The organism is Pseudomonas sp. NBRC 111124 (assembly GCF_001320245.1).
In the GTDB taxonomy this organism is placed as follows: domain Bacteria; phylum Pseudomonadota; class Gammaproteobacteria; order Pseudomonadales; family Pseudomonadaceae; genus Aquipseudomonas.
Genome location: NZ_BCBA01000048.1, coordinates 50,912 through 64,403 on the forward strand (window position 1 = coordinate 50,912; position 13,492 = coordinate 64,403).

At 61.7% G+C, this 13,492-nt stretch carries 10 protein-coding genes and 1 tRNA gene; all 11 read left to right on the top strand.

Translation table 11 applies throughout. The features are described from left to right. Positions 1-42 precede the first annotated feature (42 nt). The 11 genes from rpoD to pqqB all read left to right on the top strand — a co-directional run bounded on the left by rpoD (position 43) and on the right by pqqB (position 13,477). Positions 43-1,893, top strand: coding sequence for an RNA polymerase sigma factor RpoD (rpoD, locus tag APH28_RS19410; RefSeq protein WP_060512147.1), 1,851 nt, complete (start codon positions 43-45; stop codon positions 1,891-1,893). 118 nt (positions 1,894-2,011) lie between these two features. Beyond that, positions 2,012-5,755 (top strand): EAL domain-containing protein, encoded by a 3,744-nt coding sequence (locus tag APH28_RS19415; RefSeq protein WP_082432346.1) that lies wholly within the window; start codon positions 2,012-2,014, stop codon positions 5,753-5,755. Positions 5,756-5,771: 16 nt separating this feature from the next. Continuing rightward, positions 5,772-5,848: transfer RNA gene (locus APH28_RS19420), tRNA-Ile, on the top strand. 122 nt (positions 5,849-5,970) lie between these two features. Then, positions 5,971-6,432 (top strand): Lrp/AsnC family transcriptional regulator, encoded by a 462-nt coding sequence (locus APH28_RS19425; protein WP_060512148.1) that lies wholly within the window; start codon positions 5,971-5,973, stop codon positions 6,430-6,432. A 170-nt stretch (positions 6,433-6,602) separates the two neighbouring features. Next, a complete protein-coding gene (locus APH28_RS19430) occupies positions 6,603-6,965 on the top strand; it encodes a hypothetical protein (protein ID WP_060512203.1) in 363 nt (120 codons plus the stop codon). Then, a complete protein-coding gene (locus tag APH28_RS19435) occupies positions 6,943-7,257 on the top strand; it encodes a DNA-binding transcriptional regulator (protein ID WP_060512149.1) in 315 nt (104 codons plus the stop codon). Before APH28_RS19430 ends, APH28_RS19435 begins: the two co-directional genes overlap by 23 nt. A 161-nt stretch (positions 7,258-7,418) precedes the next feature. Then, a complete protein-coding gene (locus APH28_RS19440; protein WP_060512150.1) occupies positions 7,419-9,101 on the top strand; it encodes an NAD(P)/FAD-dependent oxidoreductase in 1,683 nt (560 codons plus the stop codon). 15 nt (positions 9,102-9,116) lie between these two features. Continuing rightward, on the top strand, positions 9,117-9,911 hold the full coding sequence (locus APH28_RS19445) for a carbon-nitrogen hydrolase family protein (RefSeq protein WP_060512151.1): 795 nt from the start codon (positions 9,117-9,119) through the stop codon (positions 9,909-9,911). A 53-nt stretch (positions 9,912-9,964) separates the two neighbouring features. Further along, a complete protein-coding gene (pqqF, locus tag APH28_RS19450) occupies positions 9,965-12,244 on the top strand; it encodes a pyrroloquinoline quinone biosynthesis protein PqqF (protein ID WP_060512152.1) in 2,280 nt (759 codons plus the stop codon). A 169-nt stretch (positions 12,245-12,413) separates the two neighbouring features. After that, positions 12,414-12,485 carry a pyrroloquinoline quinone precursor peptide PqqA gene (pqqA, locus tag APH28_RS28210; RefSeq protein ID WP_003243383.1) on the top strand — a complete coding sequence of 24 codons (72 nt, stop codon included), beginning with the start codon at positions 12,414-12,416 and terminating at the stop codon, positions 12,483-12,485. 80 nt (positions 12,486-12,565) lie between these two features. Then, entirely contained in the window at positions 12,566-13,477 is a 912-nt protein-coding gene (pqqB, locus tag APH28_RS19455; RefSeq protein ID WP_060512153.1) for a pyrroloquinoline quinone biosynthesis protein PqqB, read from the top strand. Positions 13,478-13,492 lie beyond the last annotated feature (15 nt).

The following is a 13,492-nucleotide window of genomic DNA, read 5'->3' on the forward strand; positions in this document are numbered from 1 at the left end:
GCTTGTTTTTTGCCCGCCAAGACCTTCAGTGGATAGGGTGTTATGTCCGGAAAAGCGCAACAGCAGTCTCGTATCAAAGAGTTGATCACCCGCGGTCGTGAGCAGGGCTACCTGACTTACGCGGAGGTCAACGACCACCTGCCTGAGGATATTTCAGATCCTGAACAGGTGGAAGACATCATCCGCATGATCAACGACATGGGGATCAACGTATTCGAGAGTGCTCCGGATGCGGATGCCCTTCTGTTGGCGGAAGCCGACACCGACGAAGCCGCGGCCGAAGAAGCCGCTGCTGCGTTGGCGGCAGTTGAAACCGATATCGGCCGCACGACCGACCCGGTGCGCATGTACATGCGCGAAATGGGTACTGTCGAGCTGCTGACCCGTGAAGGCGAGATCGAAATCGCCAAGCGGATCGAGGAAGGCATCCGTGAAGTCATGGGCGCCATCGCTCATTTCCCGGGTACTGTCGACTACATTCTCGGCGAATATGACCGTGTCACCACCGAAGGTGGCCGTCTGTCCGACGTTCTCAGCGGTTACATCGACCCTGACGACAACATCGCCGCACCGACCGAAGAAGTACCGGTACCCGGTGCCAAGGCGCCTGCGGCCAAGGAAGAGTCGGACGACGACGAAGAAGAAAGCGAAGGCAGTGACGACGAAGAAGAGACCGAAAGCGGTCCTGATCCGGTCGTTGCGGCCCAGCGGTTCGGCGCCGTTGCCGAACAACTTCAGGCCACCAACAAGGTCCTGAAAAAAGGCGGCCGCAACGCCAAGGAAAGCATCGAGGCCCTTCAGGCCTTGGCTGACCTGTTCATGCCGATCAAGCTGGTGCCGAAGCAGTTCGACGTCCTGGTCGAGCGTGTGCGCGATGCCCTGAGCCGCCTGCGTCAGCAAGAGCGTGCAATCATGCAGCTGTGCGTGCGTGACGCTCGTATGCCGCGTGCCGACTTCCTGCGCCTGTTCCCAAGCAACGAAACCGACCAGACCTGGTCCGGTGACCTCGCCAAGCGCAGCACCAAGTGGGCTGCCGCCCTGGGTGAAAAGGACGCCGCCATCGTTGCTTGCCAGCAGAAGCTGATCGACCTTGAGACCGAGACCGGCCTGACCGTTGCCGAAATCAAGGAAATCAACCGTCGCATGTCCATCGGTGAGGCGAAAGCCCGCCGCGCCAAGAAAGAAATGGTCGAGGCGAACCTGCGTCTGGTGATCTCCATCGCCAAGAAGTACACCAACCGTGGCTTGCAGTTCCTCGACCTGATCCAGGAAGGCAACATCGGTCTGATGAAGGCGGTGGACAAGTTCGAATACCGTCGCGGTTACAAGTTCTCGACCTACGCCACTTGGTGGATCCGTCAGGCGATTACCCGCTCGATCGCCGACCAGGCGCGCACCATCCGTATTCCGGTGCACATGATCGAGACGATCAACAAGCTCAACCGTATTTCCCGCCAGATGCTGCAGGAAATGGGCCGTGAACCGACCCCGGAAGAGCTCGGTGAACGCATGGAAATGCCTGAGGACAAGATCCGCAAGGTACTGAAGATCGCCAAAGAGCCGATCTCCATGGAAACCCCGATCGGTGATGACGAAGACTCGCACCTGGGCGACTTCATCGAGGACTCGACCATGCAGTCCCCGATCGACGTGGCCACGGTCGAAAGCCTCAAGGAAGCCACCCGCGACGTGCTCTCGGGCCTGACCGCACGCGAAGCCAAAGTGCTGCGCATGCGTTTCGGTATCGACATGAACACCGACCACACCCTCGAAGAGGTAGGCAAGCAGTTCGACGTGACCCGTGAGCGGATCCGTCAGATCGAAGCGAAGGCGTTGCGCAAACTGCGCCACCCGACTCGCAGCGAGCACCTGCGCTCCTTCCTCGACGAGTGATGACAAACCCCGGCCCAGGCCGGGGTTTTTCTTATCCGACAAATAGTTGTGATCGGCTGGCCGGCTGGCTGATTGCCAGTCTACACTCGACTTCAGACCTACTGAATGCGAGGCCGCTATGCTGCCGATGCCGGCCATTCTGTTGTTGTTCCTGATGCTGTGGAACGCGACGGCCGGCGCCCTGACCCTGACAGACGAGGAAAAATCCTGGCTCGCTGCCCACCCGCAGCTGAGGCTGGGCGTCGACGCTTCTTGGCCACCATTCGAATTTCGTGACCAGGAGGGCCGGTACCAGGGATTGGCCGCCGATTACATTGCCTTGCTCCAGGACCGCCTGGGCGTATCACTGAAACCGGTCGAGCCCAGCAGCTGGACCGAAGTGCTGCAGCAGGCGCGCGAAGGCCGCATCGACTTGTTGCCCGGCATCATGTCGACACCGGAACGCCAGGGCTACCTGGCATTCACCCGCCCGTACCTCGATTTCCCCATTGTCATCCTGGCCCATGACGGCGGCCCGCAACCGCGCACGCTAAAGGACTTGTACGGGCTCAAGGTCGCTGTGGTGGAGAACTACGCGCCCCATGAACTGCTGCGTACCCACCACCCGGACCTCAACCTGGTGGCGATGCCCAATGTCAGCTCGACCCTGCAGGCACTGGCCACCGATGCAGTGGACGCCGTGGTCGGTGACCTAGCTTCAAGCATCTGGAGCCTGCGCCAGCTCAAGCTCGAAGGGCTCTATGTGAGCGGCGAAACCCCCTATCGCTATCAACTGGCCATGGCCGCGCCCCGCGACCAACAGGTACTTATTGGCATCCTCGACAAGGTGATGGCCGACATGTCCAGCGAAGAAGTCAGCCATATCCAGCAACGCTGGGTCGGCAACGTGGTCGACCAGCGCAGCTTCTGGCAGGACACGCTGCTCTATGGCTTGCCTGCTGTGCTGTTGCTGATCGCCATTCTCGCCGTGGTCATCCGTATCAATCGCCGGCTAAGCTCGGAAATTTCCCGGCGTATCGCCCTGGAGCAAGAGCTGCGCAGCAGCGAATACCACTACCGCGGCCTGATCGAAAGCCTGTCGGCAATCGCCTGGGAGGCCGACGCCAACGACTTCACCTACAGCTATGTCTCGCCGCATGCCGAAGACCTGCTGGGCTACCCACTGAACGATTGGTTGAAGCCAGGCTTCTGGCGCAGCATTCTGCACCCCGACGATGCGCTGTGGGCCCAGGCCTTCTGCGAGAGTGAAACCGCCGCCGGACGTGATCACAGCCTCGACTATCGGGTGATGCGTGCCGATGGCCAGCCCCTGTGGGTGCGCAACATCGTCAGCATGATCGAACACGGCCACCGCCCGGTGATGCGCGGTCTGATGATCGACATCAGCGAGACCAAGCACACCGAAGACGCCCTGCGCCTGTCGGAACAGAAGTTCGCCTCGGTGTTTGAGCAATGCCCAGACATTCTGTTGATCGCGCGGCACAGCGATGGCGTGCTGCTCGAAGTCAACGAAGCCTTCGAAGAGCAGATCGGCCTGTCGCCGGGCGAAGTGATCGGCCGCACCGCCACCGAGCTCAACCTGTGGGGCAACGAAGGCATGGGCCCGAAGGTGCTCGAACGCCTGCACCAAGGCGGCATCCGCAACCTAGAAATGACCTTCCGCCGCAGCAACGGTCAGATATTTACCGGCCTGACCTCAGCCGAAACCTTCGAGCTCGACGGCACCCCGGCGCTGGTGGTGGCCGTGCGCGACATCAGCCAGCTCAAGCAAACCCAGCAACAGTTGCAAACCTCCGAAGAAAAGTTCGCCAAGGCTTTCCACGCCTCGCCTGACGGCTTGCTGTTGTCGCGCCAGAGCGATGGTCTGTTGCTGGAGGTCAACGAGGGCTTCTGCCGCCTGACCGGTTACGACTTCAACCCACCTATCGATCAGACCTCGTTCGACTTGGGGATCTGGGTCGACCTCAACGAGCGCAAGCGCCTGATCGACCAGCTTGGCCGCGATGGCTTCGTGCGCGACTTCAGCTGCCACCTGCGGCGCAGCGACGGGCAGATTCGCCTGTGCGAGCTGTCGGCGCGGCCATTGCCGATCGGTGGTGTCGACTGCATGCTGACCATCGCCCGCGACATCACCGAACGCCACCTGATGCAGGAAAAACTGCAACTGGCTGCCACCGTGTTCGAGAATACCGCTGAAGGCGTTTTAATCACCGACACCGACCAGCGCATCAGCGCGGTTAACCGCGCCTTCAGCGAGATCACCGGCTACAGCGAGATCGAAGCCCTCGGCCAGACCCCGCGCCTGCTCGCCTCCGGCCAGCACGACAGCGCCTTCTACGCCGCCATGTGGCACCAGCTCACCGCTGAAGGGCACTGGCAGGGCGAGATCTACAACAAGCGCAAGAACGGCGAGCTGTACCCAGGCTGGCTGACCATCAGTGCCGTACGCAACAACGAGCGCGACATCACCCACTTCGTCGCTGTGTTTGCCGACATCTCCAGCCTCAAGCATGCCCAGGCCAAACTCGATTACCAGGCCCACCACGATCCGCTGACCGGCTTGCCCAACCGCGCCCTCTTCGAGAACCGGCTGCAAGCCGTGCTGACCTGTTCACAAGTGTCCAACCGCCAGGGCGCCGTGCTGTTCCTCGACCTGGACCGCTTCAAGCACATCAACGACAGCCTTGGCCACCCGGTCGGCGACCTGTTGCTCAAAGGCATCGCCCAGCGCCTCAAGGAGCAGGTGCGCGACGTTGACACCGTGGCCCGCCTGGGTGGCGACGAGTTCATTATCCTGCTACCCGGCCTGCACAAGCCCAGCGATGCCCAGGCTATCGCCAACAAATTGCTGGCCTGCTTCGTCGCCCCGTTCCAGGCTGGCGAGCACGAGTTCTTCACCAGCGCCAGCATTGGCACCAGCCTCTACCCGCAGGACGGCACCGACGTTGCCACACTGATCCGCAATGCCGACGCGGCCATGTACCGCTCCAAGGCCAAAGGCCGCAACCGCGTAGAGGCCTACACCCGTGACCTGACCACCCAGACCAGCGAACGTATCGCCATGGAGCATGAACTGCGCCGCGCCATCGAACGTAACGAGATGAGCTTGAGCTTCCAGCCCAAGTTGAGCTTGAAGACCCAAGCCTTGGTCGGCGCCGAAGCATTGATTCGCTGGAGCCACCCGACGTTCGGCGAAGTACCCCCGGAGCATTTCATTCACCTGGCCGAAGAGAACGGCACCATTCTCCAACTGGGCGACTGGGTGCTGGAGCAAGCTTGCCAGCAGATGCATCGCTGGAAAAAGGCTTACCAAGCCTTCGGCCCCCTGTCGATCAACCTGGCCGGCGCGCAACTACGTCACCCGAACCTCGCCAAACGAATCGAGCATCTGCTGAAGATCTATCAGCTGAAAGCGGGCGACCTGCAACTGGAAATTACCGAAAACTTCATCATGAGCCAGGCCGAAGAAGCCTTGGCTGTATTGCACGAGCTCAAGCAACTGGGCGTGCAGCTGGCGATCGACGACTTCGGCACCGGTTACTCGTCGCTGAGCTACCTCAAGCGCCTGCCGCTGGACATCCTCAAGATCGACAAATCGTTCATCCGCGGCCTGCCGGACGACCCACATGACGCCGCCATTGCCCGCGCCATCATTGCGTTGGGGCGCAGCATGCAGCTGACGATCATTGCCGAGGGGGTGGAGAACCAGGCACAACAGCGCTTCCTGGCAGCAGAGGGCTGCGAGCAGATCCAGGGCTATATCGTCAGCCTGCCACTGCCGCCGGATGAGTTCGCGGCGACGTTTCTTCGTATAGCACTATCTGATCTTTCGGATGGCACGCTTTCAAAACCCTCGTTATAATCCGGGCACTTACTGAGGGCCTATAGCTCAGTTGGTTAGAGCAGAGGACTCATAATCCTTTGGTCCACGGTTCGAGTCCGTGTGGGCCCACCAGATACGACGAAAAGCCGCGCAACTGCGCGGCTTTTTTGTGCGCGTCTGGCGGCAAAGCGTTAGGGGCTTGCCCTGCTCGACTAGGGCTGGCTAGGCTAACGGACCCAATATAGAGACTCACCATGTCGGACTCCCGCCCCATCACCCTCGATGAAATCGACCGCCAGCTGCTCTCCCTGCTGCAGATCAATGCCCGTGAAAGTGTCGCCACCCTCGCCCGCCAGTTGGGCATCGCCCGCACCACGGTCAACTCGCGTCTGGAGCGGTTGGAGAAGAACAAGGTCATCACCGGCTACGGTGTGCGCCTTGGCCAGCGCCTGATTGGCGGTGGGCTGCAGGCCTATGTCGGGATCAAGGTGCAGCCACGCTCGGGCAAGGAAGTGGTGCGGCGATTGAGTGTCATGGGGCAGGTGCAACAGCTGTGCGCGGTGAGTGGCGAGTTCGATTATGTGGCCTGGCTGCGCAGCGATTCGCCAGAGCAACTCGACCAGTTGCTGGACCAGATTGGCAGTGTCGAGGGGGTAGAGAAAACCACCACGTCGATCATCCTCAGCAGCAAGGTCGATCGCGGGCAGCCAGTCTGAAACGACAGACTGCCGGAGTCCTGCAGAGTCAATTCAACATTTCCTACAGGCGTTACAAGCTGAAATTCAATACCGCCCCCCGCAGCGCGCCGAGGCGTATAGGCTGGAAAGAAAGCCCATTGACGGGTCTCTCCATTCAATCCAAACTATACGCAGATCACGTAGACAACATGGACGCTATTTTTGTTGAGTTGCCACCTTTCGAACGTTACAGGTCTGAGCTTCTCAGCGATGAGCAGTTTCGCTGTCTACAGCAGATATTGTTAGATTGCCCAGATGCGGGCGATGTCATCAGAGGAACCGGAGGGCTTAGAAAGATCCGGTTTTCTGACCCTCTTCGACACAAGGGAAATCGGGGCGGCATCCGCGTCATTTACTACTACTGGCTGTCCGGCATGCAGTTCTGGCTGTTTACTCTTTACGGGAAAGACATGCAGGACGATCTGACAGATCTACAGCGTAAAGCGCTGAAAACGATGCTCGAACGCGAATATCTGATGAGGACACACAATGCCCCGCAACCTCTTCACTGAACTCAGCGAAGGCTTCGATGCCCTGGCCGAGGAGCGCGCAGGAAAAATGACCCTGCGCTCGCACAAGGTCACCTACGAGGAACTCGCTCCACTGGCCCCTAACGAGCTGCTTGAGTTGCGCAAGCGGCTGAACATGTCCAGAGCACTTTTCGCGAACTATCTGCGGACTAATGCCCGGACCCTGGAGAACTGGGAGCAAGGCCGCTCCAAGCCGAATGCCCAGGCAATCGCCTTGATCCGACTGGTACAGAAATTCCCGGAAACGGTGGATCACCTTGCCACTCTTAGCTGACCGTCAAAAATGATGTAGCTAACGTCAGTTCGACGACAAAAAATACATTACGTCAACAGTCTGCACCTTAATTACGATCGCCCCGCTTCATAAAATGACCACCAGGCATCTCCTATACTCAGGCTCCGCCCCTCGCGCAGCCGCTCTGGCAAGGTCACTTCATGAACAAGAAAAACCGCCACCCCGCCGACGGCAAACAGCCCATCACCATCTTCGGCCCGGACTTCCCCTTCTCCTTCGACAACTGGCTGGAACACCCAGCCGGCCTGGGCAGCATCCCGGCCGAGCGACAGGGTGAGGAAGTCGCCATCGTCGGCGCAGGCATCGCCGGCCTGGTCGCGGCTTACGAATTGATGAAGCTGGGCCTCAAGCCCGTGGTGTACGAAGCCTCGAAGCTCGGCGGACGGCTACGTTCGCAGGCCTTCAATGGTACCGACGGCATCATCGCCGAGCTTGGCGGCATGCGTTTCCCGGTGTCCTCTACCGCCTTCTACCATTACGTCGACAAGTTGGGCCTGGAAACCAAGCCCTTCCCCAACCCGCTGACCTCCGCCTCGGGCAGCACGGTGATCGACCTTGAAGGCCAGACGTACTACGCCGAAAAGTCCAGTGACCTGCCCAAGCTGTTCCATGAAGTGGCCGACGCCTGGGCGGATGCACTGGAAAGCGGTGCACAGTTTGCCGATATCCAGCAGGCGATCCGTGACCGTGACGTACCGCGACTGAAAGCGCTGTGGAACAAGCTGGTGCCCCTGTGGGACGACCGCACCTTCTACGATTTTGTCGCCACCTCGCGCTCGTTCGCCCAGCTGAGCTTCCAACACCGCGAAGTGTTCGGCCAGGTCGGTTTCGGCACCGGCGGCTGGGACTCCGACTTCCCAAACTCGATGCTGGAAATCTTCCGTGTGGTGATGACCAACTGCGACGACCACCAGCACCTGATCGTCGGTGGCGTGGAACAGGTGCCGCAGGGCATCTGGCGCCATGTGCCGGAGCGCTGCGCTCATTGGCCGGAAGGCACCAGCCTCAGTTCGCTGCATGGCGGTGCGCCTCGCACCGGGGTCAAGCGCATCGCCCGCGCCGCCGATGGGCGCCTGGCGGTCACCGATAACTGGGGCGACACTCGCCACTACGGTGCGGTACTCGCCACCTGCCAGAGCTGGCTGCTGACCACCCAGATCGACTGCGAAGAGTCGCTGTTCTCGCAGAAGATGTGGATGGCTCTGGACCGCACCCGCTACATGCAATCGTCGAAAACATTCGTCATGGTCGACCGGCCGTTCTGGAAGGACAAGGACCCGCAGACCGGCCGTGACCTGATGAGCATGACCCTTACCGACCGACTCACCCGCGGGACCTACCTGTTCGACAACGGCGACGACAAGCCGGGCGTGATCTGCCTGTCCTACGCGTGGATGAGCGACGCCTTAAAGATGCTCCCGCATCCGGTGGAAAAGCGCGTGCAGCTTGCCTTGGACGCATTGAAGAAGATCTACCCCAAGACCGACATCGCCGGGCACATCATCGGCGACCCGATCACCATTTCCTGGGAGGCCGACCCGCACTTCCTCGGTGCTTTCAAGGGTGCGCTGCCAGGCCACTACCGCTACAACCAGCGCATGTATGCGCACTTCATGCAGCAGGACATGCCCGCCGAACACCGCGGCATGTTCATCGCCGGCGACGATGTGTCGTGGACCCCGGCGTGGGTCGAAGGCGCGGTGCAGACGTCGCTCAATGCGGTGTGGGGTATCATGAACCACTTCGGTGGACGCACCCACCCAGACAACCCTGGCCCGGGCGACGTGTTCGACGAGATCGGGCCGATCGCCCTGGCTGACTGAAATCAAGGAGGCAACATGCGCATCGCTCTGTACCAGGGCGCACCCAACCCGCTGAACGTGCCCGGCAACCTGCAACGGCTGCGCCACCAGGCACAACTGGCGGCCGAGCGTGGCGCGCAGTTGCTGGTGTGCCCGGAGATGTTCCTGAGCGGTTACAACATCGGCTTGGCGCAGGTCGAACGGCTGGCCGAAGCCGACGATGGTCCCTCGGCCGTGGAGGTGGTAGAGATCGCCCAGGCGCACCGCATCGCCATCGTCTATGGCTACCCGGAGCGTGCCGATGACGGGGCGATCTACAACAGCGTGCAGTTGATCGATGCCCATGGCCGCAGCCTGTGCAATTACCGCAAGACCCACCTGTTCGGCGAGCTGGACCGGGCGATGTTCAGCCCTGGCGCCGATCACTTTCCGGTAGTGGAACTGGAAGGCTGGAAGGTCGGCATGCTGATCTGCTACGACATCGAGTTCCCGGAGAACGCCCGGCGCCTGGCACTGGCGGGTGCCGAGCTGATTGTGGTGCCGACGGCGAACATGACGCCTTACGATTTTGTCTGCCAGGTGACCGTGCGCTCGCGGGCGCAAGAGAACCAGTGCTACCTGGTCTATGCCAACTATTGCGGGGCCGAGCAGGAAATCCAGTACTGCGGCCAGAGCAGCATCATCGGGCCCGACGGCAGCCTGCTGGCCATGGCCGGGCGTGATGAATGCCAGTTAATGGCGGAGCTGGAGCATGAGCGGGTGGTGCGCGGGCGTGAGGCGTTTCCTTACTTGACCGATCTGCGCCAGGAGCTGCATCTGCGTCAGGGCTGAAAGGGGCCGGACCTGCCAAATGGGTTAGCATGAACACCTGCCCGGGAGTACCCATGCCTGACACCACCCGCCACCTCACCCTCGCCAACGGCCTGCAGCTGACCCTGCGCTATGCCCCGCGCCTGAAGCGCTCGGCTGCAGCCTTGCGAGTGCACGCGGGCAGCCACGACGCTCCTCGTGAGTGGCCGGGCCTGGCACATTTTCTCGAACACCTGTTCTTCCTCGGCACCGCGCGCTTCCCGCTGCAAGACGGTTTGATGCGCTACGTCCAGGCCTTGGGCGGCCAAGTCAACGCCAGCACCCGCGAGCGCACCACCGACTTCTTCTTCGAAGTGCCGCCCGCTGGCCTGGCTGGCGGCCTGGCGCGCCTGAGCCAGATGCTTGCTGAGCCGGACCTGGGCATCGAACGCCAGCACCGCGAACGGGAAGTCATTCACGCCGAGTTCATCGCCTGGTCACGCAATCCGCAGGCGCAGGAGCAGTTCGCGCTGCTGCAATCGGTGGCTGGTGATCACCCGCTGACCGGCTTTCATGCAGGCAACCGTTATTCCCTCGTTTTGCGCAATATTGCCTTCCAGCAAGCGCTAACGGGCTTTCATCAGCGCTTCTACCAGGGCGGCCAGATCAGCCTGAGTCTCTGCGGCCCGCAGCCACTGGATGAGCTGGAACAACTCGGCAGGCAATACGCAGGCATCTTCGAAACGGGCGCCCTTGTGCCGCAAGCCTTGCCACCCGCTCTGGCCGCCAGCAAGCCGCTACTGTTCGCCCACGAGGGCCTGCCTGACGGTGCGGAACAGGCACTGGAGCTGCTAATGGCCTGCCTCGGCGACAACCGCCCCGGCACTTGGCTGCATGCACTGGAGCGACGTGGCTGGCTCAAAGGCTTCAAGGTCGAGAAGTTGTATGCCTTCGCCGAGCAACTGCTCTGGCACATCGACCTGAAGCTTGCCCCGGATTCCGATACCGATGAGGTCCTGAAGCTGTTGCACGGTTGGTTCGACTTCATCCGCCAGGCAGACCTCGCTGAACTCAACAGCGCGTTCGGCCTCTTGCAACAGCGTCGACAACGCAGCGCCAGCGCACTGGAGCTGGCCCGTCGCGACAGTGCTGGACAGCCGTTTGCAGCCTTGGATGCGCAAGCGCTAGCCGCGCTTGAAGCACTGCTCGAACAGCTGCCGTGCCGCGCTTATGAGCAATGGCAACTGCCTGCCGCCGAGCCTTTGCTGCTCGAAGAACTGCCCCCCTCCCAAGCGACACAGCTACCACCTGCGCTCTACATCAGCGACCTGCTTCCGCCAGCCAGGCAGTACGCAGCACTCTATTTGCGCTGGCACCTGGCATCGGCGTTGCGCCAGGGTCTGCAGGGTCTGCTTGAGCGCGCTTTGCAACCTCTGCAAACACGGTGCGAGCGTGCCTCGGTGCAACTGCAGTTCAGTGCCTCGGGCGAATACTGGCAGTTGCGCTGCACTGGCCACCCAGCCGCCGTGATACGCGCCACAGGCCAAGCCCTGGCGCTTTTGCAGGCGCCCTCTGACTGGCAGCCAGCGCCACCCGAAACGCTCGCCCTGATACCGATCAGGGTGCTGCTCAATCAACTGCCTGACGCCGTACTCGGCTCTCGCCACGCTACAACTCCGTCATGCCCCCTCGACCAGGCGCAGCTCGATGACGCCTGGCAGCACAGCCGCTGGCAAGGTTTGGCCGTAGGCTTCGATAGCATCGGCGTGCAGGCGCTGGGTGCAGTCGTGGAGGGCTGCCCAGGGCAAAGCGCGGTGCACACGCCGCCCGCCCTCTGGGCTGGCCATCGCTGGCAACATGCCAAGGTGCCGGGTAGTGAAAATGCCCTGCTGCTGTTCTGCCCACTCCCTGCCGGGCAGCAAGCCTGTGGCCGCCTGCTGGCGCAACTGCTGCAAGGCCCGGTGTATCAACGGCTGCGGGTCGAACTGCAACTCGGCTACGCGGTATTCAGTACCTTCCGTCAGCTCGAAGGCATCGGTGGCCTGCTGTTCGGCGTGCAGTCCCCTCATGCCAGCCAGGCAGAAATCCTCGACCACCTGCGCGCACTTCTGGCCCAAGGGGTCACCCTCGACATCGGCGCCCGACAAGCCCTGGCCAAGCAGTTCGACGAACCCGCCATGGCCAACGCTGAGGTCGCCGAATGGGCATGGCAGACACACCTGGCCACACAACCCGACGACCTGCTTGCGCTGCAGCGGTCTATTCTGATGACGGAGCAAGCGGATCTGGACGGCTTGCTACGTGACCTGCTCGGCACCGATTGCACCTGGCTTTGCCTGGCCAACAGCGCCGCACCCGATGCGTCTTGGGACTGATTCCGCACGGATTGTTACGTTTACCGCAAGGGCGCTTATCAAAGAATTAACCTTTCGGTACAGAATTTTCTTGTAAGATAACGCTATCTCAGCCAACGGAACCTCCTGCTCCAGGCGGTACCCAATCAATAGCTGAAGCAACCCAACCCCATCCAGAAGGAGAACGCCCATGTGGACCAAACCTGCATACACTGACCTGCGTATCGGCTTCGAAGTGACCATGTACTTCGCCAACCGCTAAGCCCTGCTTTGCGGCATGACGCCTCGGCCCGCCGGGGCGTTGTCGTTTTTCGGATACGGCTTTTCGCAGAAGGAGTGGCCATGTACATCCAGATTCTCGGTTCCGCCGCCGGCGGTGGTTTCCCGCAATGGAACTGCAACTGCGTCAACTGCAAGGGTTTTCGCGACGGCAGCCTGCGCGCGACGGCGCGCACCCAGTCGTCCATCGCCCTGTCCGACGACGGAGAGCACTGGATCCTGTGCAATGCCTCGCCCGACATCCGCGCCCAGCTCCAGGCCTTTGCGCCGATGCAGCCGGCGCGGGCCCTGCGCGACACCGGCATCAACGCCATCGTCCTGCTCGACAGCCAGATCGACCACACCACCGGCCTGCTCAGCCTGCGCGAAGGCTGCCCGCACCAGGTATGGTGCACCGACATGGTCCACCAGGACCTGACCACCGGCTTCCCGCTGTTCAACATGCTCAGCCACTGGAATGGTGGCCTGCAGTGGAACCGCATCGAGCTCGAGGGCAGCTTCGTCATCGACGCCTGCCCCAACCTCAAGTTCACCCCCTTCCCGCTGCGCAGCGCAGCACCGCCCTACTCGCCGCACCGCTTCGACCCACACCCCGGCGACAATCTCGGCCTGCTGGTCGAGGACACCCGCACCGGCGGCAAGCTGTTCTACGCCCCCGGCCTCGGCCAGGTCGATGCCAAGTTGCTGCAGATGATGCACGGCGCCGACTGCCTGCTGGTCGACGGCACGCTGTGGGAGGATGATGAAATGCAGCGCCGCGGTGTCGGCACCCGTACCGGCCGCGAGATGGGCCACCTGGCGCAAAACGGCCCCGGCGGCATGCTCGAAGTGCTCGACGGCTTCCCGCGCCAGCGCAAGGTACTTATCCACATCAACAACACCAACCCGATCCTCGACGAAGACTCCCCCGAGCGCGCCGAAGTCCAGCGCCGCGGCGTCGAAGTTGCCTTCGACGGCATGAGTATCGAGTTGTAAGGAGGCCCTGTGAGC